At 62.4% G+C, this 23,863-nt stretch carries 24 protein-coding genes, 2 tRNA genes and 1 other RNA gene; 13 read left to right on the top strand and 14 right to left on the bottom strand.

Features of this window, described 5'->3' with window-relative positions; genetic code table 11:
• Window positions 1-18: 18 nt before the first annotated feature.
• The gene (locus ACNAOU_RS12320; protein WP_422757039.1) at window positions 19-456 is read left to right on the top strand and encodes an SRPBCC family protein; all 438 of its coding nucleotides are present in this window, start codon (window positions 19-21) and stop codon (window positions 454-456) included.
• Window positions 457-510: 54 nt separating this feature from the next.
• On the opposite strand, the gene ACNAOU_RS12325 is transcribed toward ACNAOU_RS12320, so the two are convergent.
• Window positions 511-586 (bottom strand) — tRNA-Arg (locus ACNAOU_RS12325).
• A gap of 219 nt (window positions 587-805) precedes the next feature.
• On the opposite strand from ACNAOU_RS12325, the gene ACNAOU_RS12330 reads away from it, so the two are divergent.
• Window positions 806-1,360, top strand: a complete 555-nt coding sequence (locus tag ACNAOU_RS12330) for a single-stranded DNA-binding protein (RefSeq protein ID WP_079582150.1) — start codon at window positions 806-808, stop codon at window positions 1,358-1,360.
• A 169-nt stretch (window positions 1,361-1,529) separates the two neighbouring features.
• Complete coding sequence (locus ACNAOU_RS12335) at window positions 1,530-2,210, top strand: DNA alkylation repair protein (RefSeq protein WP_422757040.1); 681 nt, start codon at window positions 1,530-1,532, stop codon at window positions 2,208-2,210.
• Here ACNAOU_RS12335 and mptB read toward each other — a convergent pair.
• Window positions 2,203-3,759 (bottom strand): polyprenol phosphomannose-dependent alpha 1,6 mannosyltransferase MptB, encoded by a 1,557-nt coding sequence (gene mptB, locus ACNAOU_RS12340; protein WP_422757041.1) that lies wholly within the window; start codon window positions 3,757-3,759, stop codon window positions 2,203-2,205. The genes ACNAOU_RS12335 and mptB overlap by 8 nt on opposite strands.
• 189 nt (window positions 3,760-3,948) lie before the next feature.
• Here mptB and orn point away from each other — a divergent pair, with 189 nt between their 5' ends.
• The 4 genes from orn to ACNAOU_RS12360 all read left to right on the top strand — a co-directional run bounded on the left by orn (window position 3,949) and on the right by ACNAOU_RS12360 (window position 6,257).
• Window positions 3,949-4,542 (top strand): oligoribonuclease, encoded by a 594-nt coding sequence (orn, locus tag ACNAOU_RS12345; protein ID WP_018777852.1) that lies wholly within the window; start codon window positions 3,949-3,951, stop codon window positions 4,540-4,542.
• Window positions 4,543-4,674: 132 nt separating this feature from the next.
• Window positions 4,675-4,750, top strand: a tRNA-His gene (locus tag ACNAOU_RS12350).
• 118 nt (window positions 4,751-4,868) lie between these two features.
• Entirely contained in the window at window positions 4,869-5,441 is a 573-nt protein-coding gene (gene def / locus ACNAOU_RS12355) for a peptide deformylase (RefSeq protein WP_422757042.1), read from the top strand.
• Between the two features lie 3 nt (window positions 5,442-5,444).
• Entirely contained in the window at window positions 5,445-6,257 is an 813-nt protein-coding gene (locus ACNAOU_RS12360) for an acyltransferase domain-containing protein (protein WP_422757043.1), read from the top strand.
• Here ACNAOU_RS12360 and ACNAOU_RS12365 read toward each other — a convergent pair.
• From ACNAOU_RS12365 to rnpB, 4 genes are all read right to left on the bottom strand, one after another.
• The gene (locus ACNAOU_RS12365) at window positions 6,242-7,042 is read right to left on the bottom strand and encodes an HNH endonuclease family protein (protein WP_189075466.1); all 801 of its coding nucleotides are present in this window, start codon (window positions 7,040-7,042) and stop codon (window positions 6,242-6,244) included. The genes ACNAOU_RS12360 and ACNAOU_RS12365 overlap by 16 nt on opposite strands.
• Window positions 7,043-7,161: 119 nt before the next feature.
• Complete coding sequence (locus ACNAOU_RS12370) at window positions 7,162-7,371, bottom strand: hypothetical protein (protein WP_026267182.1); 210 nt, start codon at window positions 7,369-7,371, stop codon at window positions 7,162-7,164.
• A gap of 74 nt (window positions 7,372-7,445) precedes the next feature.
• Window positions 7,446-8,897 carry a glyceraldehyde-3-phosphate dehydrogenase gene (locus tag ACNAOU_RS12375; RefSeq protein ID WP_018777857.1) on the bottom strand — a complete coding sequence of 484 codons (1,452 nt, stop codon included), beginning with the start codon at window positions 8,895-8,897 and terminating at the stop codon, window positions 7,446-7,448.
• Window positions 8,898-9,197: 300 nt separating this feature from the next.
• Window positions 9,198-9,584, bottom strand: an RNA gene (gene rnpB / locus ACNAOU_RS12380) — RNase P RNA component class A.
• Between the two features lie 57 nt (window positions 9,585-9,641).
• Here rnpB and ACNAOU_RS12385 point away from each other — a divergent pair.
• Window positions 9,642-10,406, top strand: a complete 765-nt coding sequence (locus ACNAOU_RS12385; RefSeq protein ID WP_018777858.1) for a YaaA family protein — start codon at window positions 9,642-9,644, stop codon at window positions 10,404-10,406.
• An 18-nt stretch (window positions 10,407-10,424) separates the two neighbouring features.
• On the opposite strand, the gene ACNAOU_RS12390 is transcribed toward ACNAOU_RS12385, so the two are convergent.
• Window positions 10,425-11,162, bottom strand: a complete 738-nt coding sequence (locus tag ACNAOU_RS12390; RefSeq protein ID WP_018777859.1) for a zinc ribbon domain-containing protein — start codon at window positions 11,160-11,162, stop codon at window positions 10,425-10,427.
• Between the two features lie 58 nt (window positions 11,163-11,220).
• Complete coding sequence (locus tag ACNAOU_RS12395; protein ID WP_064722268.1) at window positions 11,221-12,147, bottom strand: Nif3-like dinuclear metal center hexameric protein; 927 nt, start codon at window positions 12,145-12,147, stop codon at window positions 11,221-11,223.
• A gap of 124 nt (window positions 12,148-12,271) precedes the next feature.
• On the opposite strand from ACNAOU_RS12395, the gene msrA reads away from it, so the two are divergent.
• The 3 genes from msrA to epsC all read left to right on the top strand — a co-directional run bounded on the left by msrA (window position 12,272) and on the right by epsC (window position 14,425).
• A complete protein-coding gene (gene msrA / locus ACNAOU_RS12400; RefSeq protein WP_018777861.1) occupies window positions 12,272-12,796 on the top strand; it encodes a peptide-methionine (S)-S-oxide reductase MsrA in 525 nt (174 codons plus the stop codon).
• A 67-nt stretch (window positions 12,797-12,863) separates the two neighbouring features.
• Window positions 12,864-13,799 (top strand): cysteine synthase A, encoded by a 936-nt coding sequence (gene cysK / locus ACNAOU_RS12405; protein WP_018777862.1) that lies wholly within the window; start codon window positions 12,864-12,866, stop codon window positions 13,797-13,799.
• 41 nt (window positions 13,800-13,840) lie between these two features.
• Window positions 13,841-14,425 (top strand): serine O-acetyltransferase EpsC, encoded by a 585-nt coding sequence (epsC, locus tag ACNAOU_RS12410; protein WP_018777863.1) that lies wholly within the window; start codon window positions 13,841-13,843, stop codon window positions 14,423-14,425.
• On the opposite strand, the gene ACNAOU_RS12415 is transcribed toward epsC, so the two are convergent.
• Window positions 14,422-15,261 carry an oxidoreductase gene (locus tag ACNAOU_RS12415; protein WP_422757044.1) on the bottom strand — a complete coding sequence of 280 codons (840 nt, stop codon included), beginning with the start codon at window positions 15,259-15,261 and terminating at the stop codon, window positions 14,422-14,424. The two genes, epsC and ACNAOU_RS12415, sit on opposite strands and share 4 nt — an antisense overlap.
• A gap of 124 nt (window positions 15,262-15,385) precedes the next feature.
• A complete protein-coding gene (gndA, locus tag ACNAOU_RS12420; protein WP_018777865.1) occupies window positions 15,386-16,822 on the bottom strand; it encodes an NADP-dependent phosphogluconate dehydrogenase in 1,437 nt (478 codons plus the stop codon).
• 252 nt (window positions 16,823-17,074) lie between these two features.
• On the opposite strand from gndA, the gene ACNAOU_RS12425 reads away from it, so the two are divergent.
• Window positions 17,075-17,803, top strand: coding sequence for a FadR/GntR family transcriptional regulator (locus ACNAOU_RS12425; RefSeq protein ID WP_026267183.1), 729 nt, complete (start codon window positions 17,075-17,077; stop codon window positions 17,801-17,803).
• On the opposite strand, the gene ACNAOU_RS12430 is transcribed toward ACNAOU_RS12425, so the two are convergent.
• From ACNAOU_RS12430 to ACNAOU_RS12440, 3 genes are read right to left on the bottom strand one after another with little or no spacing between them, the layout of a single operon-like run.
• Window positions 17,800-18,852, bottom strand: coding sequence for an L-idonate 5-dehydrogenase (locus ACNAOU_RS12430; RefSeq protein WP_422757045.1), 1,053 nt, complete (start codon window positions 18,850-18,852; stop codon window positions 17,800-17,802). The two genes, ACNAOU_RS12425 and ACNAOU_RS12430, sit on opposite strands and share 4 nt — an antisense overlap.
• Window positions 18,852-19,622, bottom strand: a complete 771-nt coding sequence (locus ACNAOU_RS12435; protein ID WP_193590635.1) for an SDR family oxidoreductase — start codon at window positions 19,620-19,622, stop codon at window positions 18,852-18,854. Before ACNAOU_RS12435 ends, ACNAOU_RS12430 begins: the two co-directional genes overlap by 1 nt.
• A gap of 35 nt (window positions 19,623-19,657) precedes the next feature.
• A complete protein-coding gene (locus ACNAOU_RS12440) occupies window positions 19,658-20,572 on the bottom strand; it encodes an NAD(P)-dependent oxidoreductase (protein ID WP_422757048.1) in 915 nt (304 codons plus the stop codon).
• 70 nt (window positions 20,573-20,642) lie between these two features.
• Between ACNAOU_RS12440 and ACNAOU_RS12445 the strand changes: the two genes are divergently transcribed.
• Complete coding sequence (locus ACNAOU_RS12445; RefSeq protein WP_026267184.1) at window positions 20,643-21,710, top strand: D-2-hydroxyacid dehydrogenase; 1,068 nt, start codon at window positions 20,643-20,645, stop codon at window positions 21,708-21,710.
• Window positions 21,711-21,716: 6 nt separating this feature from the next.
• Here the strand turns inward: ACNAOU_RS12445 and ACNAOU_RS12450 are convergent, their stop codons facing one another.
• A complete protein-coding gene (locus ACNAOU_RS12450; RefSeq protein WP_422757049.1) occupies window positions 21,717-23,771 on the bottom strand; it encodes an acyltransferase family protein in 2,055 nt (684 codons plus the stop codon).
• Window positions 23,772-23,863: the final 92 nt, after the last annotated feature.

Raw genomic sequence — 23,863 nt, forward strand, 5'->3', positions numbered from 1 at the left:
GGAAATGGAGTGCACATTATGAGCGGACAAGCTTCAGAGGCCGTTGCGTCGGCCACGATCGACGCGCCGCTTGAAAAGGTGTGGGACACCCTGACTGATCCGGCCCTCATCAGGCAGTACTTCCTGGGGACCAACGTCACTACGTCCTGGCGCGTGGGCGAGCCGATTACCTACGAAGGCGAGTACAACGGCAAGACCTACGAAGACAAAGGAACCATCCTGGTCTTCGACCCTCCTGTCAGGCTCAAGACTACGCACTTCAGTCCCGCCCCCGGACTTGCCGATATACCGGAAAACCACCACACCGTTGAGTACCTCCTGGCGGGAACACCGGATGGAACCACCGTGACCATCACCCAGGGGAACAACTCAAGCGAAGAAGAAGTGGCGTCTTCCACCGCCACCTGGCAACTGGTGCTGGGAAACCTCAAGGAGTTCCTGGAGTCCACCCCCTGAAAAAACACCCTCCCTGGAAAAACACCCTCCCTGGAAGTATCCAAGGAGGGTGAATGGTGCCCCAGGAGGGAATCGAACCCCCGACCGGCGGATTAGAAGGCCGCTGCTCTATCCCCTGAGCTACTGGGGCGCACTGGCTCGATGACCACCCGGGCCGCTCGCGCCACAAAGAGTTTACATGCGATCGCTGGGTCACCCGCCATCTCCACGCTGGCTGCCTCCATTCCTCAACAACGGGCCTGGGCCCGAAGTTATTCACATAGCGCAGGACCGCACTCCCATCCGGAACGTCGCTGGACAAGGCTATAGATGCCGGACAGGCACTTCCCTACATCGTGAAGGACCACCAATGAATGACATGATCACCGTCAGGGGCTTTGTGGCCTCGGACGTGAAAAGTTCCACGACTACCCGTGGTACCGCTACTGCGTCGTTCCGCCTCGGAACCACTGAGCGCCGATACGACCGCGCGAGCAACACCTGGGTGGACGGCAACACCAACTGGTACACAGTGCAGTCGTTCCGTTACCTTGCCGGCCACGTGGGCTGCAGCATCAAGAAAGGCCAGCGGGTCTTGGTCGTCGGCAAGCTGCGGCTACGGCAATGGGAGCACGAGGGCCGCGTCTACCATGTGGCCGAGATCGATGCCGAATCTGTTGGCCACGACCTCATGTGGGGCTCTGCCAACTTCACCCGGATGAACGGAGCCTCGGCACCTGTAGATTCGGGCCCCTCCGTGGATGACTCCGGCAATCCCGCGAATCGCAGCGACTGGGAGGGCGAAGACGAGGAGCAGTCTCCCCCGGAGGAAGAAACTGTACCCGCAGGGCTTCACAGTACAGGTGGCGACAGTTCCCTGTTGGTCAACACAACAACCGGCGAACTGGTGGGTGCCGGCGCTTGAAATGTCCGCCCGGCATCCGGCCGTCCAGGCGGATGCCGGCCAAGTGCTCCGGACAAGGGCGGCCCCCGACTGTGCCGGTACCGGTCGTGGTGGTACTGGTTGTACTGGACCTGCGGGGTTGGTACCAAAGGTTCGCCCTTGCCGCCGCCAACGACCCTAAAGTTGGGGCATGTCCACTACTGAACTCGTTGAGTCCATTCGCTTAAAGCTGCGTTCCGAGGCCGACCCGGAGCGCGCACGTGGCGCACAGGCGTACATGAAGTCAGAAATGCCCTCATACGGCGTCACAGTGCCTGGGGTGCGCAGAATCGTAAAAGCGGCTGCCAAGGCATTCCCACCGACGTCACCGGAAGAATTGCGCAGTGCCGCCCTGACACTGTGGCGGGAGGCAGAGGCACGTGAGGAGCGCTACGCGGCCATTGACCTCACCGGCTTGCGGATGGTCAAGGAAGATCTGCTCATGCTGCCCGTGTACGAAGAAATCATCCGGACGGGCGCCTGGTGGGACCTCGTTGATGGCGTATCGCACCGGATCTGCGCCCTGCTGTTGGCCCATCGGGACACCATGACCCCGGTGCTGCTTCGGTGGGCCGAAGACGGAGACATGTGGATCCGCAGAGCAGCCATCACTTCCCAGCTCGGTGCGAAATCAGCTACTGACCGGGTCCTGCTGGCTGAAGCCGTTACGGCAAACCTGGCGGACAAAGAATTCTTCGTTCGCAAGGCCATCGGCTGGGCACTACGGGAGTTCAGCAAGACCGACGCGGACTGGGTCCGTGGATTCGTCCAGGAGAACGCGCAAGCCCTGAGCCCCTTGTCCGCCCGGGAGGCCACTCGGCTGCTCAAATGATGGGGCGCAGCCCCGGCTCGTCGCGCTTGCGGAACAGGCTCTTGGTCTTCGGGTCAACAAAGATCAGGTAGACGGCAAAGAGGAGCGCAATGATGGCCGCCGCATTCCTGGCCAGCGTGAGCGCCAGGCCCAGGTCTTCGCTTTGCAGGTAGGGGAAGACGTCCAATTGGTCGGAGATGGCGTAGACCATGAAGAACGACACGATAAAGTAGACGGCCTTGACCTGCCAGTCGTTGCGGATACCCGTAACTGCAAAGAGCGGTATCAACCACACCACGTACCAGGACTGGATCATGGGTGCCAGGATAACGATGGCCGCAAACGCCAGCGTGAGTCGACGCATCAAGCGGTCGTAGTCGCCGCGGAAGATCTGCCAGGCGACGGCTCCAACCATCAGGACCTTGCCGGCGTCGTAAACCCATTTCGCCATGCCCCAACCGTCCAGGCCGAAGACATTGAAAATCGAGGCCACAACCAAGCCGATCAGCCCCACTGGGGCGTACCAGATCCAGATGCTGCCAGGAGCGGAAAGACCGTTGATCCAGCCGAATCCGAAACCGTTGACCAGGCTCAGGGCGTACAGCAGCCCGAAGCTGATGCCGGCCGTCAGGAACCAGTACAGGAATTTCCGCGGCCAGGAGGCGCCCTTGCCGGCCCACAAGAGTCCAATAAACGGCAGGAATACAATGGTTATCGGTTTGACCGAAATCGAGAGCGTGACCAGCACGATGCCAAGAATCACACGACGCGTAGCGCAGTAGTAGAGACCTGCCAGCGCGAGACCGATCATCAGGGCGTCGTTGTGGACGCTGGCAATGAAGTTGGTCAGGAAGAGCGGATTCGCCGCTGTCAGCCACAGTGCCCGATGCGGATTAACACCGTGGAGTTCAGCCAGCTTGGGTACGTAGATGATGCAGAGCACGATGCCCACCAAAGCCACCATCCGGAAAAGCATGATGCTGGCTTCGGGCTGGACATTGGTCACCCACACCACGAACTGTTCGATCCACAAGAACAGCTGCCCATAAGGGACCGGCGCTTCCGTCCACATCTTGTCGGCACCCAGTTGGAAATAATTAGGGAGGGCCGAGATCCCGTTCTTGTACGGATTCATGCCTTCCACCATCAGACGCCCCTGGCCGATGTATGCGTACACGTCCCTGCTGAAAAGCGGAACCGTGAACATCATGGGCAGTCCCCACGCCCCAACGGCCTGGAGCGTGGCCTTGCGCGCTTCCATCCCCCACACCCGGACCCGTTGGCCCAGACGCAGCCAGGCCCGGACCAGCAGCATTCCACCAATGGCGAGCAGAACGATGGAGAGAGCGACGCCCGCGCCTTCGGTACGCATCCAAATAAAAAGCGGCAGCCGCCTGAGTTCGGATACCGGAGCCAGCCAACCAACGCCCAAGGAACCGAACACCATGAACATCGAGCCGATGAAGCCGGCAATCAGCGGCGAACGTGCGTTATCTACCTCGTTGGCTGCAGCATCCGCCGTCGGCGCTGCTGTCCCTGCCTTCTGGGCGGCGGGTACGGGCACCGTCATGTAGTCGTCATCCAATCGTTCGCCCGGTAAATTCGGGACAAAAATTCTGCGTCTTCGGGGCTTCCACAGCAGGAAGAAACGACACTGCTGCGCTCAAAAATCGTACCATCGGAGCACTTGGAACCGGCTGAAGGATAGGCTAGGCGCGTGCCTATTACTAATGAACGCATCGTCTGGATCGACTGCGAAATGACCGGCCTGGACCTCAAGAACGACGCCCTGATCGAGGTTGCCGCCCTGGTGACGGATTCCGAGCTCAACATCCTTGGCGACGGCGTGGACGTCGTGATCAAGCCGGATGATGCCGCACTGGAACAAATGAATGACTTTGTGCGGGACATGCATACCCGCTCCAAGCTCCTTGATGAGCTCCCGCACGGAAAGACCATGGCTGAGGCCGAAGCCCAGGTTCTGGAGTACATCGAGAAGTGGGTCCCGGATCCCCGCAAAGCCCCCTTGGGTGGAAACTCCGTGGGAACGGACCGGATGTTCCTGGCCCGGGACATGCCGAACATTGTTGAGCACCTCCACTACCGCGTTATTGATGTCAGCACCATCAAGGAACTCTCCCGGCGTTGGTTCCCGCGCGCCTACTTCCAGTCGCCCGCAAAACACGGTGGGCACCGCGCGTTGGGTGACATCAAGGACTCCATCGACGAACTCCGCTACTACCGCGAGGCAGTGTTCGTCGCCGCTCCGGGGCCCGATACCGCCACGGCGCAGCGCATTTCCAAGGACATCATGGCCAGCGCCGAAACCCTGGGATCCAGCAATCCGGTGTGATCTGCGCCATTTTTGAAGGTTTTTTCGCCAAAACCGGCAAAAGTGGACTTTGCACCCCAAAACAGCAGGTAAGCTATTTGTCGTTGCCTTCGAGGAAAGCCGGTCCAACGGACTAGCCCGAAAAGGCACATGGTGGGCTTAGCTCAGTTGGCAGAGCGCCTGGTTGTGGTCCAGGAGGTCGCGGGTTCAACCCCCGTAGCTCACCCCACCGAGATTGGCTGCAGAGCCGGTTTCCACAAAGGCCGCACCGGTAACCCGGTGCGGCCTTTGCTTTTAACCCGATCCGGTGCGCCCCGGACCATAGCGATCACTAAGGAAGAACTGACATGACCGTCCTGCCAGTCACTATCTGGGGCGAACCTGTTTTGCACCGCCGGGCCAGCGAAGTCGAAGTCTTCGACGACGAACTGCGCACCCTGATCGCTGACATGTTCGAGACCAACGATGCCGCCAACGGTGTAGGCCTCGCCGCCCCCCAGATCGGCGTTGGCAAACGCATTTTCGTCTACAAGTACGAGAACGACGACGACGTCCCGCCCCAAGGCGTCGTAGTGAACCCGGTCCTTACGCTTTCCAAAGTTTCCGGTGCCCTTCCGGATCCTGACGAGGACGTTGAAGGCTGCTTGTCCTTCCCTGGCGAGTACTACCCTTTGCAACGTGCTGATTGGACCCGGGTCCAGGGATTTGATGGCGACGGCAACCCCGTGGAATTTGAAGCGACCGGTTGGTTCGCCCGGATTCTTCAACATGAATACGATCACTTGGACGGCAAGCTCTACGTCAACCGCCTGGTGGACCGCTATGCCAGGAAAGCGATGAAGCAGGCCAAGAAGAACGGCTGGGGCAAGCCCGGCCTGACCTGGATGCCCGGCGTCGATCCCGATCCCTTCGGACACTAGGGCATGGACACCAGCACGCACGCCGAGCTGTTCAAGCTCCTGGACATCAGCGCCGAGGACGCTCCGGAGTGCGCCCGTCTGTTGGCCACTCCCCCGGCCGCGGACGTCGTCCGCGCGTTGGACGCCTTGCAGGGCAGGCTGGGAGCTTTTCCGCTGCACAGCATCACGGCAGAGGGTGTATCGGAAGCGACCTGGATAGAAGCACTGCTTCGCTTCGCCCCGTCGGTCCACGACTATCATGCCGGCCTGGGAATCGGCGTGGAGGTCTCCGCTGCGTCCCTGGCAGACGTCGGACTGCAAATGCGGATCAACCGCCGGGTCCATGGGCGTTTCGGGCTCGACACCTGGTCCTGGCTGACGCTGCACATGGCCGGCAATCTTTTCAGGCTCGGCAGGCTGCAGTTCCATCTGGTGCCTGATGAGGGTTACGCCTCGGGCTGGGTGCTGGGTGTGCATATCCCCGAAGACGGCGGGCTCTCCCCCGCTTTGGTGGACGAGAGTTTCGCAGTGGCCCGGGATTTCTTCGCACGCCACTTTCCTGACAAGCCGGTGGCAGTGGCCACCTGTGACTCGTGGATGCTCGATCCCTATCTGGCAAAGCGGCTGCCAGAGAGCAATATCGCCTCATTTGCCCGCCGCTTTACCGTGGACCGCTGCACGGACGCAGCCACGGATGCCGTGTACTTCACCTTCCGGCAGCGCGGCATGCACGACCTGGAGAAGCTCCCGCGGGAAACGTCACTTCAGCGCGTAGTTCTGGAGAGAATCGACGACGGCGGCACTTGGCAACTCGGGCATGGTCACCTGGCGTTGTAGATCGTCTGCTGATCCGGGCAGGAAGATAGAACGCTCTTCATGGCGTCTTTCTCCGCTTGGGTGACCCACAACCGGTAGGCCGTCTTCACCGAGATCTGCCGGGCAACGTAGTGGCAGCGGAAGTTCTTGTTGGCCGGCAGCCACGTCGCGGCGTCGCCGGCCCCTTTCTTGACGTTTGCCGGACCATCCGCAGCAATCAAATTCAGCGGGTCGTTGGCGAGGGTCTGCCTCTGCTGGATGGTCAGCTGCTGGGCGCCTTTTTGCCACGCGTCGGCCAGCGCCACCACATGGTCGATTTGCACGGCGGAGCTGGTGTCCTGGCCCCTAGTGAAGGATATTTGCCTTCCCGTGTAGGGTTCGTTCAACGTTCCGGAGGCCACCTTGCAGGAGGAGCCGTCCATGAACTTGACTGCACTCAGGTCGCGCCGGAGGATGTCGTTGCGGGTGTCGCAACCGTTCCGGTCCGCATCGGCCCACGCTTGTCCAAAGGCGGCCCTGTCATAGTCCGTTTTCGGCGCCCGCCCTTTGACCGGCAACTGGTCCAGGGCCTCGGAGGCCTTTTCGGGCATGACCGCCGCCGCGCCGCGCACAGGCTTCATCCATTCGGGGTTGTAAACCGGGGCTTCGCTGGGGCCGGACTGCGGAGGTTGAGCTGCTTCAAACTGGCCCACGGTGAAGAACCAGGACAGCCCGGCGACAATGGTAGCGGCAGCCAGTGCCAGAACCGCCCACGCTTGACGGGAACGGCGGCGGGCGCGTTTATAGGCGGACCAGGTGATGCTCAAGGGACTCCATCCAACGGGGCAGGCAGTGTCTTACGAGCGTAGGACACGGCCCCGACAGTCAGAGTCGGTATCCACAATGTGTAGGAGAAGTCACACTACACAGAGGGTGAAAGAGCAGGTTATTGCTCGCGCGTCACGCGTTGGAGGTCCTCGGCGGCAAGAGCCAGCAGGCCCCGCAGTTGTTCCACGCGCTCGTCGGTGACGTCCCCGGCAGCATTGGCCGCAACAGCTTGGTCCAGAAGCTTCTGGGCTTGCTTATGGTTGGCCTTGGCGACGTCCAGGGCGTGCTCCAGCGTGGTCTCATGTTCCATCGTTGATTCGTTTTCCATGAGACCCATTCTGGTCAGGTTTCCCGGCCGTTTCCAGTGACCCGGCCGGGAAACCCGTGTTAACTGCTGCGGACCTAGGCGCCGGCCGTTTCGAGTACGGCAATGGGAGCGATGACATCCCGGGCCGGGAACGACGGCGGGTTCACGCCGGCCATTTCTTCCATCACACGGACAACCTGGCAGGAGTAGCCGAACTCGTTGTCGTACCAGACGTACAGCACGAGGTTCTTGTCGTTGGAGATCGTGGCGAGGCCATCGACGATGCCGGCCCGACGGGAGCCGACGAAGTCCGTCGAGACTACATCGGGAGAATCGATGTAATCGATCTGCTTGCGGAGATCGGAATGCAGCGACATTTCACGCAGGAAGTCGTTGACCTCGTCGCGCGTGGTGCCCTTCTCCAGGTTGAGGTTCAGGATGGCCATGGAGACGTCCGGGGTGGGTACACGGATGGCGTTGCCTGTCAGCTTTCCCTGCAGTTCGGGAAGGGCCTTGGCCACTGCCTTGGCGGCACCGGTCTCCGTGATCACCATGTTCAGCGCAGCGGAGCGTCCGCGGCGGTCACCCTTGTGGAAGTTGTCGATCAGGTTCTGGTCGTTGGTGAACGAGTGAACCGTCTCGACGTGGCCGTGAATGATGCCGAACTTGTCGTTGATGGCCTTCAGCACCGGAGTGATGGCGTTCGTGGTGCAGGATGCGGCGGTGACGATCTTGTCGTCGTCACTGATGTCGCGGTGGTTGATGCCGTGAACAATGTTCTTGAGGTCACCTTTGCCCGGCGCCGTCAGCAGGACGCGGGCAACGCCCTTGCTCTGCAGGTGCTGGGAGAGGCCATCGGCGTCGCGCCAGCGTCCGGTGTTGTCGACCACCAGGGCGTCCTTGATTCCGTACTCGGTGTAATCAACAGTTGCGGGGTTGTCCGAGTAGATGACCTGGACCTGGACGCCGTTGGCGGTGATGGTGTTGGCTTCCTCATCCACGCGGATGGTGCCTTCGAAGGAACCGTGAACGGAGTCGCGACGCAGCAGGCTCGCGCGCTTCACGAGGTCGTTGTCGGCGCCCTTGCGGACCACGATGGCGCGCAAGCGCAGGCCGTGGCCGCCACCGGCCTTTTCGATCAGGATGCGGGCCAGCAGACGGCCGATACGCCCGAAACCGTAAAGAACGACGTCGGTGCTGGTGCGGTCGTCAGCGCCGCGCTTGCCAACGATCTCGGCGAGCTCGGAGCGCAAGTACTCATCCAGGGAGGCGCCATTGCCTTCTGCCCGGTACTTTTCCGTCAAACGTGCAATATCAATGGCTGCTGCGCCGAGCTCCAGCTCGGAAAGGGCGTTCAGCAGGGGTGCCGTCTCCTCGAGCAGGAGCTCGTGGTTGCTCATCCGGCGTGCAAAGCGGTGGGCCTTGAGGATGTTCATGGTGGACTTGTTGATCAAGCTCCGGCCGTGGATGCTGGTGACCACGTTGTTTTCCCGGTACAACCGGCCGATCACCGGAATCATGGCCTCGGCGAGAGCCTCCCGGCCCATCCACTTATCAAGACAAGAATCTGACGTCTGGCTCACAGAACTACCTTCCTTGGGTCAACCACATACGTCCTCGTATGCGGATGGCGGCGGCCGCCCGGAGTAGTCCTGCGGCACATGCGCCGGCGGGCTTCGGTCCACCCACAGCGCCTTGAACGAGAGCAAAGAAAATCCGCCGGCTGCGAACGCAGTCCCGGCGGCAGAACATCTACGTTCAGTAACCATTCTAGGCGGGAAGGCCGGGGCATGGTCGTCCCGGAGGCGTGAAATCACTCACACGCCCGTCATTCAGGGAGTCATAAATGGATGGGTTGACCGATACGCCGGGTTCTGTCATCCCCTTCCGTTACCGGAAAGAGAGAGGCGGCCATCCATCTACGAACGCCGTTGCCGACGCCCTCCAGCAGCCTACCCGGACACTCGGGCGAGCAGCCCTCGAACGTGTCCTGTCTGGCCTTGCTCCGGGTGGGGTTTACCTAGCCTCCCCGGTCACCCAGGGAGCTGGTGGTCTCTTACACCACCGTTTCACCCTTACCTGCTGCCCCGGTGCAATACCGGGACGCAGGCGGTCTGTTCTCTGTGGCACTGGCCTGCGGGTTACCCCGAGTGGGCGTTACCCACCACCCTGCTCTGTGGAGCCCGGACGTTCCTCGAGCCACTTTCGTGACGCGCGGCCGCCTGGTCAACCCATCCGCCGTACAGTCTACCGGCGTCCAGGACGGCCCAAGTCACCGGTAATATCGACTGGTGCTGATTCTCCTGCCGCCCTCAGAAGGCAAAACCCCCGCCCTCAAAGGACCTGCCATCGAATGGGAGTCGCTGAGCTTCCCGGAACTGAACCCGTACCGGGCCAAGGTCCTTGAAGCTCTGGGGACAGTGAGCGCGCACGAGGACGCCCTGGCGTTACTGGGCGTCGGCGCCTCGCTGCGGGACGACGTCGAACGTAATACCCGGCTGCACGCCGAACCGGCGGCTCCCGCGCACCAGGTCTACTCAGGGGTCTTGTACGACGCCCTCGGCTTCAAGAGCATGACGCCGGCCCAGCGCCGCAAGGCGACGGAGTCCATCCTGGTTGTTTCCGCTTTGTGGGGAGCTATTGGCTTTGGTGACCACGTGCCCGCCTACCGTCTGTCGATGGGAACCGCACTGCCCGACGTCGGACGCCTCGCCTCCTATTGGAAGCCGCAGCTGAACGCCGCCCTCGCCCAGCGGGTCGACGGCGAACTGCTGGTGGACTGCCGCTCCAGCACCTACGCCGCAGCGTGGGCTCCCCCGGCCGCACAGACGGTGAACGTCAATGTGTTCAACGAGGCGAACGGCAAGCGCACCGTGGTGAGCCACTTCGCCAAGCACACCAGGGGTGAGTTGGCACGGCATCTGCTGACCAGGCGCGGCAAGGCTCCGGAAACTCCGGATCAGCTCCTGAAGGCCGCCAGCGAAATCCGGACCGCCGAACTGGTTGAGGGCACTGCCCGGAAGCCACACGCCCTGAACATCATTCTGTCCAGCTAAGGCCGTGCCCGGGTCAGGTCAGTTCCACTCCGCTGAACGGACCAGGATGACGCCGGAGTCCGGGCAGAAAACGATGTCGTCCTCCGCTGCGGCTTTGACCTCGGCAAGGTCACCTGGGCTGAGCATCATCCCTGAGCCTTCGGACTTTCCGTGGAACAGCCGGGCAGCACCGACTCCGCGCTTGGCGATGGTCTTCTCGTACACCGCGAGCATCCCCGGGTCCAGCGCCTCGGCGAATACAGCCCGTTGCCCGCGAACCACTGTCTCCTCGGCCGCGATCTCCGCGATTGCTTCGTCCAGTTCAGAGCGGATGCTGCCGAACGAACCCTGGATGTCGTCAACAATGGCTTGCTGGGCAGCCTGGCGTTCACGCAGGGTGTCCAAGCGCTCCAGGATCTCAAGCTCAACGTCTTCGAGGTCCGAACGGCGCTTGTTCAGCGAGGCGATGTCGTTCTGCAGCGCCACCAGGTCCTTGGACAACCCGGTTCCGCTGTTCAGCCGGGTTTCATCGCGCTCGATGCGGGACGCAACCTGTTCGACGTCGGCTTCCGCGCGGCGCAGTTCGGCTTCGGCGTCATGGACAGCGATTTTGGCCGCCCCGAGTTCACCGTTGGCCACACTGAGGGCGTCCGTCAGGTCAGTGATGCGGGGATCGTTTTCCAGCACCTTCCGGCGGCCGGCCAACGACTTGAGCTTGGCATCCAGCCCCTGCAGTTCAAGCAATTTCAATTGTTCTGCCGGTGCTGCTTTCGCCACGCTTACCTCCGCTTGTCGCCGCCGGTCCTGGAGATCAGGTCCGGCCCTTTCCTAGACTCTAGTCGCCGCCGGGAGTCAGTATGAAGTCCCAAGGGTCACTGTTGGTACTGCTGACGCGGATATCGACGTCGTAGCCCTGGTCAGCGAGCACGTTGCCCAACGCTTCTGCGGCGGCTGGAAGCCACAGCCATTCGCTCGCAAAGTGCGATACGTCAATCAGGTACGGCCGCCCGTTGGTGGCCCCCTCACGCGCTTCGGAGGCCGGATGATGCCGCATGTCCGCTGTGACGTACACATCGGCATGGTTGGCCCGGACGGCGTCGAACAAACTGTCCCCGGCGCCGCCGCAGACGGCAACACGCCGCACCAGGCCGTCTTTGTCGCCGGCAACCCGGACCCCGCCCGCCACGGCGGGCAGCATTTCAAAGACACGGGCCGCAAAGTCGCCCAGGGTTTCAAGCTCCGGAAGATCGCCCACCCTGCCGATTCCTTCTTCCGGCAATCCGTTGGATGCCTGGGTCAGGGGCGCCACGTTCTCCAGCCCGAAGGCATCTGCCAGGACGTCCGACACTCCGCCAACGGCTGAGTCACCATTCGTGTGCACGGTAAGCAGGCCAGTGCCCGCTTCAATCAATCGGTGGACAGCGAGGCCCTTGGCCGACGTTGCGGCAACGGAGTTCACCCCTTTGAGCAACAGGGGGTGGTGGGTAATAAGGAGCCCGGCACCCCATTCGATGGCTTCATCGATAACGGCCAGGGTGGGATCCACGGCAAAGAGGACTTTGGTCACCGGGACCGTGGGGCGCCCGACAACCAGGCCGACTTCGTCCCAATCCTCGGCGAGGGACTCGGGCCAGAGTTCTTCAACAGCCAACAACACCTGGCCGAGGGTAGGTTCGCCGCTGGCCCCAACTGTTTCTTCGTGTTCTGTTTCGTCATCTTCGACGGAATCCGCATCAGAAATGCCAGTGTTCACTGCTTCCATATCCCTATTCTTCACTACCGGGCCGGTTCAGGCAGTCCCGGTCACTTGTGCAGCTGCCCGGTGCCGTAATTCTCCCGTAAGGTGAAGCGGGAATCATCAGGCCATCCCAACCATTGAAGAGAACATGAAAACTTTTGTACTTGGCGGCGGCTGCTTCTGGTGCCTGGATGCCGTTTACCAGAAAACCCGCGGGGTCAGCTCGGTTGTCTCCGGCTACACCGGCGGCCACGTCCGCAATCCCGATTACTACGAAGTGTGCTCCGGGACCACCGGTCACGCGGAGGTGGTTGCGGTGACATTCGATGAAACTGTTGTTCCGGAAGAAGTCATCCTGGACATGTTCTTCGCCCTGCACGACCCCACCACCCTGAACCGGCAGGGCTACGACGTCGGGACCCAGTACCGGTCCTCGATGTTCTACACCACCACCGAGGAGAAGGTCTTGTTCGAGGAAGCCATCGAACGCGCCCAGGCCTTGTGGTCCGACCCGATTGTGACTGAAGTGGTGCCGCTCCCGGACTTCTACGAGGCCGAGGAAGTCCACCAGAATTACTATGCAAAGTTTCCGTACCAGGGATACTGCCAGGTGATCATTAACCCCAAGCTGGCAAAGGCCAGGAAATATTACTCTGCATGGCTTACTGCTTAGCAGGGTTTCGATCCGGCTGGTTAGGCTGACCTCAGCAATCCCTCTTCAGAGATAGGCGTAAATTTTCATGGCAAGGATCTACGACGACGTTACTCAGCTGGTCGGCCGCACCCCGCTGGTTCGATTGAACCGGCTCACCGAGGGCCTTGACGCCCAGGTTGCCGTCAAGCTTGAGTTCTACAACCCCGCCAACAGCGTCAAGGACCGCATTGGTGTAGCCATCATTGACGCCGCCGAAAAGTCCGGTGCCTTGAAGCCGGGCGGAACGATCGTCGAGGGTACCTCAGGCAACACGGGCATTGCCCTCGCACTCGTGGGCGCGGCACGCGGCTACAAGGTCATCCTGACCATGCCCGAAACCATGTCCACCGAACGCCGTGTCATGCTGCGCGCTTACGGTGCCGAAATCGTCCTGACCCCGGGTTCCGAAGGCATGCGTGGGGCCGTCGAGAAGGCCCAGGAGATCGTCGCCAACACGGAGAACTCCATCTGGGCCCAGCAGTTCGCCAACGAGGCCAACCCGGCGATCCACCGCGCCACCACGGCCGAGGAAGTCTGGAACGACACCGACGGCGAAGTTGACATCTTCGTAGCAGGCGTAGGAACCGGTGGCACCATCACCGGCGTGGGCCAGGTCCTCAAGGAACGCAAGCCCGGAGTCCAGATTGTTGCCGTCGAACCCAAGGATTCGGCCATCCTCAACGGTGGCGCTCCCGGTCCCCACAAGATCCAGGGCATCGGCGCCAACTTCGTGCCCGAAATCCTGGACACCAACGTCTACGACGAAGTCCTTGACGCCACCCTTGAGGACTCCGTGCGGGTTGCCCGGGACCTCGGTGCCCGCGAAGGCATCCTCGGCGGCATCTCCTCCGGTGCCATCGTGTGGGCCGCGCTCGAACTCGCAAAGCGTCCGGAGAATGCCGGCAAGCTGATCGTGGCCGTCGTCTGTGACTTCGGGGAGCGTTACATCTCCACCGTGCTGTTCGATGACATCCGCGGCTAACACAACGCCTGCACACCTTCATTTCCTGTAGAAAGGTCTTTGTGAGCTTCTTCGCAAGACTTAAGGAAGACCTCGACGCCGCCCGGTCCCACGACCCGGCGGCGCGAGGTTCTTTTGAGAACTTTTTCGCATACTCCGGATTGCATGCCATCTGGGCGCACCGCCTGACCCACAAGCTCTGGCAAAACCCGGCGCTCCGTTTTCCGGCGCGCCTGATTTCGCAGCTCGCGAGGTTCCTGACGGGCATCGAGATCCACCCCGGGGCCACGATTGGCCGCAGGTTCTTTATCGACCACGGCATGGGCGTCGTCATCGGTGAGACATCGGAAATCGGCGATGACGTGATGATCTACCACGGTGTCACGCTCGGCGGCCGCTCCCTGGCCAAGGTCAAGCGCCACCCCACCATCGGTGACAGGGTGACCATTGGTGCCGGCGCGAAAGTATTGGGCCCCATCACCATCGGAGCAGACAGTGCTGTTGGTGCGAATGCCGTAGTAGTGAAGGACGCTCCACCGGAGTCGATCATCACTGGAATTCCGGCGACCTGGCGGCACCGGGACGCCAGGTCCGAGACGAAGCCTGCAGTAGATCCGGCCGAGTACTACATCGAATACCGCATCTAGCCGGCCAGTCCTTTGCAGAAGTTCAGGAACACGGCGTCGAACGCCCTGTCCGGAAGAATCCTTCGCATTGCCAGAACGCTCCAGGCCCCCCGCCCTACCGGGTAGCGGGTCCTGGGGCGTTTTGCCTTTGCTGCCCGGACGATGGCTTTTGCCACCACCGTTGCCGGAGTGGAAAGCACGTGGCCGTCACCCGAGGTGGATGCCAGCGCTGCGGCAACAATATGCGCTTGATCGGCGTACGGGCCATCGCCTGACGTGGCCAGCAGCCCCTCGCCGGCGATGGTGCCCCATTCGGTGTCGGTCCCTGACGGTTCGATGATGACGACGTCGATGCCGTGCGGCTTCAGTTCCAGGCGCAGCGAGTCGCTCATCCCCTCCACGGCAAACTTGGTGCCGTGGTACCAAGCGCCCAGGGGCTCGTAGATCTTTCCCCCGATGGATGTGACATTGATGATCCTGCCTTTCCCTGCCGCCCGCATCTGCGGAAGAACCAGCTGGGTCATCCTTGCAAGGCCCAGGACATTGACGTCGAATTGCCGCCTCCCCTCGGCCAGGGGGACCTCTTCAAGGGAGCCGTAGGAACCATAGCCTGCGTTGTTGACCAGCACGTCCACGCGTCCGTGGGCGGCTTCCACTTGCGCGACCGCTGACATCATCGATTCCTCGGAGGTCACGTCGAGCGACAGTACGGTTATCCCGTGGTCCTTCAGGGGCTCCATCATGTCGACGCGACGCGCACCTGCGTAGACAGTGAAGCCCGCCCCTGCCAGGGCAAGGGCCGTCGCGAATCCGATACCCGTGGAGGCGCCTGTAACAAGTGCGATGCTGGCTGGCATTGTCTGTCCTTTGCTGGTGGCCCAGCACCTGAACGGGAGCTCCGTTACGGCAAAGGCCGGCTCCTTCCAGCGTAATAGGAAGGAACCGGCCTTTGCGCGGTGGTGTTAGTGACCCACGTGGCTATTAGTGGGTGTCGACAGCCGAGATCTCGGACTTGTCTTCGCCCCACAGGGTGTGGAACGTGCCCTCGGTGTCTACTCGGCCGTAGGTGTGTGCACCGAAGAGGTCGCGCTGTCCCTGGATCAGGGCGGCGGCGACCCGCTTGCGGCGGAGGCCGTCGTAGTAAGCCAGGGAGGAGGAGAACACCGGTACCGGAATGCCCAGCTGCACGGCCGTGGCCACAACGCGGCGCCAGGCCGGAAGTGCCTCTGCGATGGCCTTCGTGAAGGCCGGTGCAAACAGCAGGTTCGCGGGCTTCTCATCGGCAGCGTAGGCCTTAGTGATGTCCTTGAGCAGCTCTGCACGGATGATGCAGCCTGCACGCCACAGGGAAGCGATCTCGTCCAGCTTGAGGTCCCAGCCGTATTCCTTGGCTGCGGAGGTCAGCATGTCCAGGCCCTGTGCGTAGGACACGAGCTTGGAGGCGTAGAGTGCCTGGCGGACGTCCTCGACGAACGTCTCCGGGATTTCCACGGAAGCCTCTTCACCGGCGAGCAGCTCCTGGCCGAGCTTGCGCTGCTCGGTCTGGGAGGACAGCGCGCGGGCAAACACGGACTCTGCAATGCCGGAGACCGGTGAGCCGAGTTCAAGGGCGGAGATGACCGTCCAGCGGCCGGTGCCCTTCTGGCCTGCAGCGTCAACGACGACATCAACGAACGGCTTGCCGGTCTTGGCATCGACGTGGCCGAGAACCTCAGCGGAGATTTCGATCAGGAACGAGGACAGATCGCCCTTGTTCCACTCAGCGAAGATCTTGGACTGTTCGGCGGGCTCAATACCTGCACCGGAGCGGAGAAGGTCGAATGCTTCGCCGATGACCTGCATGTCGGCGTATTCGATGCCGTTGTGGACCATCTTGACGAAGTGGCCGGCGCCATCGGTGCCGATCCAAGCACAGCAGGGTTCGCCGTCGACCTTGGCGGAAATCTTTTCCAGGAGCGGGCCGAGCGCGTCGTAGGACTCACGGGAGCCGCCGGGCATGATGGAGGGGCCATTCAGCGCGCCTTCTTCACCACCGGAAACACCGACACCGACGAAGTGAAGGTCCTTCTTGGCCAGCGCTGCTTCGCGGCGGCGGGTGTCCTCGTAGTGCGAGTTGCCTGCGTCGATGATGATGTCGCCGGCCTCGAGCAGCGGTTCCAGCTGCTCGATGACGTTGTCGACGGGCGCGCCTGCCTTGACCATGATGAGGACGCGGCGGGGCTTTTCGAGGGAGTCGACGAGTTCCTGCAGCGTTTCCGTGCGGATGAAGTCGCCTTCCGTGCCGTGCTTTTCCAGCAGGGCGTCAGTCTTTTCCACGGAGCGGTTGTGGAGAGCCACGGTGAAGCCGTTGCGTGCGAGGTTGCGGGCCAGGTTGGCGCCCATCACCGCAAGGCCGGTGACACCGATGTGTGCTGACATCAAAACTCCAATTCGTTCGTGTGCAAACAGTCCCGACGTAGCCATGGGGGCACGCGGGAAGCGATTTCAAAACCAGGGGCTGTAATAAACCATACGTATATAAACCTTGGGCGGGAAAGCGGCGCCCACGTTGTGGAAGCTGCCGCGTCATAAACAGTCTATGATGCCCGGCGGCTGCTGAGGCGGCACGGAATGCGTTCCCGGCACGGATACCGGCATCCCCGGTCGCCCCGCGCCACTATGCTTACCTCTATGTCAACCAGCCTTCACCACCGCGCCGTTGAGCATTTGGGGACCCGGATTGTGGGTGGCGCCCTTCCCACGGGACACGTGATGTTGGCTGAGCATTTGGAAGACGAACTTAACGTCTCCCGTTCCGTGGTGCGTGAAGCCGTGCGTGTCCTCCAATCACTCGGGCTTGTGGAAACGATCAAGCGGGTGGGCATCCGTGTACTTCCTGCCCATCGCTGGAATCCCTTCGATCCCCTGGTCATCCGGTGGCGCCTCGCGGGCGAAGGCCGCGGCGCGCAGTTGCGGTCGTTGGCCGAGCTGCGCTCCGCCGTCGAACCCGTAGCCGCCGAACTCGCCGCCGGCAACGCACCCGAGAGCCTGCGGCAGGAACTGGTGGGCATTTCCCTCGCCATGAAGGAAGCGGGAGACGCCGGGGACATGGCAAGATTCCTTGACCTCGACATCCGCTTCCACGCCCTGGTGTTGTCCGGATCGGGCAACGAGATGTTCGCCAACCTCATTGGCCAGGTCACCGAAACCCTCACGGGCCGGACCGTCCACGGCCTCATGCCCGAGCATCCCCAGAAGGAAGCCCTCCAATGGCACATGGACGTGGCCCACGCCATCGACGCCGGCGACGGTGCGGTAGCCCGCGACGCCGCTGCCAGGATCATGCGCCAGACGATCGCGGAGCTGGCACCCAGCTGGGACGACCAGCCCCGCGTCTTCGTCCCTGTGGCCAGGAATTAGCCGTTCCGGAAGTTCAGCAAAACCTTGCCGGACTCGGCCGAATTCTTCGCCACTTCGAAAGCCTCCAGGCCGTGGGCGAGATCGAATTCGTGCGTCACAACGGGGTCGGCAAACAGGGATCCGTCAGCCAGGGCCGCGATGACGTCGTCGATCTCGTCGTTGAAGCGGAATGAGCCCAGGAGCTCCAGCTCGCGGGTTATGGCGAGGGAAATGAATACCGGTTGGGGTCCCGACGGCAAAAGACCCACCATCACCACCTTGCCGCCACGGGTGGCACCCTTGATGGCCGAGGCCAATCCGTAGTGGCTCCCTGAGGATTCAATGACGACGTCGGCGTCCACCGCCGCGATGGCGTCCGCGTCATCACCCTTGAGGACGGCGTCGGCACCGACAGACCGGGCGATCTCCAACGGCTTGTCATGCATGTCGACGGCGACAATCCGGGCAGCGCCGGCGCGCTTCAGCACGGCCACCGCCAGGGCTCCGATCGGACCGCTGCCGATCACGAGTGCCGTTTTTCCCCGAACGTCGCCGGCGCGGGAGACCGCGTGCCAAGCGACGCTGGCCGGTTCCACAAGCGCCGCCGTGCGAAGGTCCAGATTTTCCGGCAATGGACGGAGCTTCCTGGCGGGCAGATTGGCGTAGCGGCTGAAGGCGCCGTCGGTGTGCGGATAGCGTGCCGCGCTTCCAAGGTAGGTGCACCCCGGCGAGAGATTTGGCCGGTCCTCGGGGTACCGGACGTCGCCAGGTGCCGGGGTGGCAGGGTGGACAGCCACAGGCGTGCCCGCTGCAGGACCCGTACCATCGGCTGCCTGCTGGAGGACAACACCAACGATCTCGTGGCCGAGGACCATCGGTTCTTTGAGAATGGACTCGCCCGCGGCGCCGTGCAGCCAGTAATGGAGGTCCGAACCACAGATCCCGCCGTAGGCAATCTCCACGATGGACTCGTTGGGTTGCGGTGCTGGCAGGGGGATGTCCTCGATGCGAAGATCGCCTTTGCCATGGGCTACAACTGCCGGACCGGATGCAGGGAGGATGATGCTCATCAGACCACCACCGTCATTCCGCCGTCGACGAAAATCGTCTGGCCGTTCACGAAGTTCGATGCCTGCGATGCGAGCCATACCGTGGGGCCGGCAAGGTCCGCAGTGGTTCCCCACCTGTTGGCCGGGGTGCGGCCCAGGATCCAGGAGTTGAAGTCGGCGTCATCGACCAGGTTCTGCGTCATTTCGGTGTGGATGTAGCCTGGGGCGATTCCGTTGATCTGCAAGCCGGATGCGGCCCACTCGGCGGTCATGGCCCGGGTGAGGTTGCGCAAGCCGCCTTTCGCGGCAACATACGGCGCGATGGTGGGACGGGCCAGGTCCGTCTGGACAGAACAGATGTTGATGATCTTGCCGTGGCCCCTGGGGATCATGTGCCGGGCGGCTTCCCGGCCCACAAGGAAAGCGCTGGTGAGGTCCGTGGTGATGACCCGGTCCCAGTCCTTGACATCAAGGTCCAGCATGGGCACCCGGTGCTGGATGCCGGCGTTGTTCACCAGGATGTCCAGAGGCCCAACGTTTTGCTCCACCCAGGCGACCCCTTCAGCGGCAGAGTCGGCGTCCGTCACGTCGAAAGCCCGGCTGTGGACTCTCCCATCCGGATACTCTGCGGCCATCGCCCGGTGTGATGCCTCAAGCCGTTCAGTGTTGATGCCGTTCAGCACAACCGTGGCGCCGGCATCGGCGAGGCCGCGGGCAAGGGCGTTGCCTATCCCCCGGCTTGAACCAGTGACCAAGGCAACCCGCCCGGTCAGATCGAAAAGTGCACTCATGGTTTGTTCGTCATTCCTTCTTCAGTTGCGACGGTTCAGTTGCTGTTGGACGTGATGGGGACAGGCGTCCGGCCCAGGTTTGCGATGGCCTGCCGGACGACGGCGAGGTCCTGGTCGCCGAGCCCTTGGCGTTTAAGTTCGGCGTACAGGTCATGTGCCGCCGAAGCGATCGGCGTGGCGGAGCCGGCTGCCGCAGCGCTGGCGATCACGAACCCGAGGTCTTTGTGCATGAATTTTGCCGGTCCAGTTGGTGTGTAGTCCTTGGCTGCCAAGCGCGGACCGACGTTGTCCAGCACCCGGCTTCCCGCCAGTCCTCCGGACAGCACCTCGAAAAGAGCCCCTACATCCATCCCGGAGCGTTCGGCGAGTTCCGCAGCTTCGGCGAGGGCCGCCGTCGTGGTTCCGACAATCAGTTGGTTGCATGCCTTGGCGAGCGACCCCGACCCCAGGGGTCCCATCCGACGCACGGTGGTGCCCATGGCCTGGAAAAGCGGCCCAAGCTGCTCGAAGGTTCCTTCATCGGCCCCCACCATGATGGCAAGGGTTCCGCTTTGTGCACCGGCAGTTCCGCCGCTCACCGGCGCGTCCACTACGGCGGCGTTGCCGCCGCTTGCTTGGTGCACCAGTTCGCCGAACCGCTGGACACCCGTTGGGGAGACACTGCTCATGACGACGACGGCGGTCCCCGGGCGCGGCGCCGAACTCCCCCAGGATTCGAGCAGCTCCGCTGCCGCTTCTTCGATGAACGGAAGGTCGGGAAGCATGAAGATGATGGCGTCCTCGTCACGCAACGCGGCCACGCTGGCGGCCCGGTTGATGCCGGGGAGAGCTTCGAACGCGGCGTCGGAGCGGTTCCAGGCGGTGACGTTCCATCCGGCGCCGGCCAGGTTGGAGGCCATCGGCGCGCCCATCAGACCCAGCCCGACAAAACCCACGCGGTTGGTGGTCATGGCAGGTAACACCTCACTTCGTCGTGGTCATTTACGTAAATTCTGTTCAATATCCTAGCCGCCATTCAGTATGATGAACACCATGACGACTGATGAACTTACCATCGCCATCGCTGTACCGCTCGAAGCTGAGCACGTAGAGCAGATCCGCGCTGTAGATCCCTCCGTAACAGTTCTCTACGAACCGGAGCTGCTTCCTCCGGAACGGTTCCCGGCAGACCACGCGGGCGACCCCGCGTTCAAAAGGTCGCCGGAACAGGAAGAACGCTATTGGGCCATGCTGAACCGCGCCCAGGTCCTCTATGGCTTCCCCAACGAAAGTCCCGCCGGCCTTGCGCGCATCGCAAAAAGCAACCCGCACCTGCAGTGGATCCACGCCATGGCAGCCGGCGCCGGTGGAGCGGTCAAGGCCTCAGGCCTGGACACCGAAACGCTCCGGAAGTTCCATGTCACCACCTCTGCCGGCGTCCACGCCCTGCCGCTGGCGGAATTCTCGGCATTCGGTATCCTCAACGGCTTCAAGCGCAGCGCCGAGATGGCACAGGACCAGGCCGCCAGGTTCTGGCCGGAACTGCGGACGCCCACCAAGCTGGCCAACGGTTCCAAGGTTGTCATCGCGGGCCTCGGTGAAATCGGCATGGAAACGGCCCGCATCGCGCGCGCCCTGGGCATGAGGGTCAGCGGAACCAAACGCAACGTCGAAGCCATTGAGGGAATCGACGAAGTCACCAACAACGACGGCTTGGCCGGCCTCCTCGCCGACGCCGACGCCGTGGTCAACACGCTGCCCGGCACGCCGTACACGGAAAAGCTGTTCAACAAGGACATCTTCTCTGCCATGAGGCCAGGAACAGTTTTCGTCAACGTGGGGCGCGGCACGGTAGTGGACGAGGACGCCTTGCTCGCGGCACTGGACAACGGACAGGTTGGATACGCATGCCTGGACGTGTTTGCAGTGGAGCCCTTGCCTCAGGACAGCCCTTTGTGGAACCACCCCAAGGTCCTGGTGTCGCCGCACACCTCGGCATTGAGCGCGGCGGAAAACAGGCTCATCGCCGAACGATTCCGCAACAACCTGCGCATTTTCCTGGACGGTGGCGAACTCCCCCACCTGGTGGACCCGGTCCACTTCTACTAAACCGGACTACCAACCTGTGGCGCTGAGCCACCTCTCGGACAATGCATCGGCCATGCTCCTGGTGTATGTGCTCGAGAGGTGGTTGTCGTCCAGGTACACGTAGACGTTGCCAATGATCCCCGGACAGCTGGCACCATCACAGATCAGGTCGGTCATATCCAGGATGGACAGGCCGGTGAAGGTTCCTTCCAGCTGATCCAGCGGATTGTCGGCGGCCAGCACAGAGGACAGGGCGGGACGGCAACGGGGATCGTCGACGCCCGAAGCCATGGCGCATTCGCTGGGGCTGAAGGAGAACCGTGGGTTGTCCCGCATGGCGATGACCTCCACACCTTGATCGGTGATCTCCCCCACCAGTTCATCAAGTCCCCACGTAAGGTCCTCATCCGGAGAATCCGGGACAGCCGCGGTCCCGACAAGGAAAACAGCATCCGGGCGGTAACGCCGAATGTGTTCGCGGACATTCCGGTTGAAGGCATTGCATTCGTCGCCAACCTCGTCCGTCTGAGTCATGAATGGACAGGCTCCAAACGTAATGGCCTGCACCCGCCAGTTGCGCTCTTTCGCCATGGGGCCGATGGCGCCGAGCCACTGCAGGGAATGTGACTGCCCCACAACGAAGATGGTCTTGGCGGCATCCGCGCCGACGTCGTTCTGCTGGCACTCCGCGAACAGGACCGGGTCCTGGGGACGCAGCTCCCCGGTACAGGGGCCGTCAAGCTTGCCCCAGTCCGCCGGAAGCTGCTCAGGCGTCGGGAGCGTCCTGGCGTCCTTGCCCACCCGGTTGACATAGCCTGGCAGCAACGCCCTTGCACCCGGGTTGTCATCCATGTCCTGGCCGGCAATGGCGTTCTTCTCTTGCTGCTGCTGGAACCCGAACACCGTCATCGGCGTCGCTCCCACAGCAAGGCAAACCAATACCGCTACGGCCAGACGGCGACGCTTTGCCTCCGGCCAGCGCCATGACCGCAGCGGCTGCTCCACGAATCTGGTGGTGAGGTAGGCCAGCAGCAACGAAACACCCACGATCGCCGCGCCCGTCAGTGCGTCCGCGTGGTCTTCGCCGATCCACACAAGGGTGATGACCAACAGCGGCCAGTGCCACAGGTACAGGGCATATGAGGTAGACCCGAGCCCCACCAGCAACCTGGAGGAAAGAATACGGTCCACCCCGAAACGGCTTCCCGTCTGTCCTGCCACGATGACAGCCACAGCCGCGAGGGTGGGCCACAGCGCCACGAAGCCCGGGAACGCCGAGCGGACCTGGAGGAGCACACCGCAACTGAGCATCGCAGCAACTCCCACCCAACCCAGTACGGTACCCAGGCCACGCCCTGGGCGCAGGAAGGGAAGCAGCAGCGCAACCAGGGTACCCAGCGCAAACTCCCACAGCCGGGCAAGAGTGTCGAAGTAGGCCAGTTCCTGGTGGGCGTTGGTGAAGTAGATCGAGTAGCTCAGCGACGCGACGAAGATCAGCCCGAAGATTCCCAGCAACATTGACCGGTATCGCAAGCCGAACCTCCGGCACACCAACGCGGTAGTGACGAAGATCGCCGGCCAGAGGATGAAGACCTGCCCCTGGATGGACAACGACCAGAAGTGTTGCATGGGGCTCGCCAGGCTGTGGTCAGCGGCGTAGTAATTGACCACCTGCTTTTGCAGCAGCCAGTTCTGTACGTAGAACAGGGAAGCCCAGGCCTGGTTGACGATCTCAGTCCACCTTGTCCGGGGGACGATAACGAACGTTGCTGCCAATGTACCCGTCAGCACTACGACGACGGCGGGAAGCAGCCGCCAGAACAGGTGCAGCCAGTGCCGGACCAGCGACACCGGCCGGGACTCCTCATACCGACTGACGAACTGGAGGGTCATCAGGAAAGCCGAAATCAGCAGGAAGACGTCCACGCCTCCCGAAACCCTGCCAAACCAGATGTGATACGACACCACCATGAGCACGGCCAGTGAACGGAGCCCCTGGATCTCGGGCCGAAATCTGGTGCCTCTGGAGCCCCGGATTTGGCCGGGGCTTTCCGGCGATGCCACGCCCTTGGTTGCCGTCATGGACACGCTCCTCTATCGCTGCACCAATTCTGCACCGCGGTCCGCGAATTTCCAGCACTCCGGGGTTGGACGCCGCAAAGAAAACAGGACGG

The organism is Paenarthrobacter sp. C1 (assembly GCF_049315185.1).
Taxonomy (GTDB): Bacteria; Actinomycetota; Actinomycetes; order Actinomycetales; family Micrococcaceae; genus Arthrobacter; species Arthrobacter nicotinovorans.

Bases quoted from the DNA above. Each gene is read 5' to 3' on its own strand.
- ACNAOU_RS12320 (WP_422757039.1), top strand. From the start codon at position 19: ATGAGCGGACAAGCTTCAGAGGCCGTTGCGTCGGCCACGATCGACGCG.
- ACNAOU_RS12330 (WP_079582150.1), top strand. From the start codon at position 806: ATGAATGACATGATCACCGTCAGGGGCTTTGTGGCCTCGGACGTGAAA.
- ACNAOU_RS12335 (WP_422757040.1), top strand. From the start codon at position 1,530: ATGTCCACTACTGAACTCGTTGAGTCCATTCGCTTAAAGCTGCGTTCC.
- mptB (WP_422757041.1), bottom strand. From the start codon at position 3,759: ATGACGGTGCCCGTACCCGCCGCCCAGAAGGCAGGGACAGCAGCGCCG.
- orn (WP_018777852.1), top strand. From the start codon at position 3,949: ATGACCGGCCTGGACCTCAAGAACGACGCCCTGATCGAGGTTGCCGCC.
- def (WP_422757042.1), top strand. From the start codon at position 4,869: ATGACCGTCCTGCCAGTCACTATCTGGGGCGAACCTGTTTTGCACCGC.
- ACNAOU_RS12360 (WP_422757043.1), top strand. From the start codon at position 5,445: ATGGACACCAGCACGCACGCCGAGCTGTTCAAGCTCCTGGACATCAGC.
- ACNAOU_RS12370 (WP_026267182.1), bottom strand. From the start codon at position 7,371: ATGGAAAACGAATCAACGATGGAACATGAGACCACGCTGGAGCACGCC.
- ACNAOU_RS12375 (WP_018777857.1), bottom strand. From the start codon at position 8,897: ATGGGCCGGGAGGCTCTCGCCGAGGCCATGATTCCGGTGATCGGCCGG.
- ACNAOU_RS12395 (WP_064722268.1), bottom strand. From the start codon at position 12,147: ATGGAAGCAGTGAACACTGGCATTTCTGATGCGGATTCCGTCGAAGAT.
- msrA (WP_018777861.1), top strand. From the start codon at position 12,272: ATGAAAACTTTTGTACTTGGCGGCGGCTGCTTCTGGTGCCTGGATGCC.
- cysK (WP_018777862.1), top strand. From the start codon at position 12,864: ATGGCAAGGATCTACGACGACGTTACTCAGCTGGTCGGCCGCACCCCG.
- ACNAOU_RS12415 (WP_422757044.1), bottom strand. From the start codon at position 15,261: ATGCCAGCCAGCATCGCACTTGTTACAGGCGCCTCCACGGGTATCGGA.
- gndA (WP_018777865.1), bottom strand. From the start codon at position 16,822: ATGTCAGCACACATCGGTGTCACCGGCCTTGCGGTGATGGGCGCCAAC.
- ACNAOU_RS12425 (WP_026267183.1), top strand. From the start codon at position 17,075: ATGTCAACCAGCCTTCACCACCGCGCCGTTGAGCATTTGGGGACCCGG.
- ACNAOU_RS12430 (WP_422757045.1), bottom strand. From the start codon at position 18,852: ATGAGCATCATCCTCCCTGCATCCGGTCCGGCAGTTGTAGCCCATGGC.
- ACNAOU_RS12435 (WP_193590635.1), bottom strand. From the start codon at position 19,622: ATGAGTGCACTTTTCGATCTGACCGGGCGGGTTGCCTTGGTCACTGGT.
- ACNAOU_RS12440 (WP_422757048.1), bottom strand. From the start codon at position 20,572: ATGACCACCAACCGCGTGGGTTTTGTCGGGCTGGGTCTGATGGGCGCG.
- ACNAOU_RS12445 (WP_026267184.1), top strand. From the start codon at position 20,643: ATGATGAACACCATGACGACTGATGAACTTACCATCGCCATCGCTGTA.
- ACNAOU_RS12450 (WP_422757049.1), bottom strand. From the start codon at position 23,771: ATGACGGCAACCAAGGGCGTGGCATCGCCGGAAAGCCCCGGCCAAATC.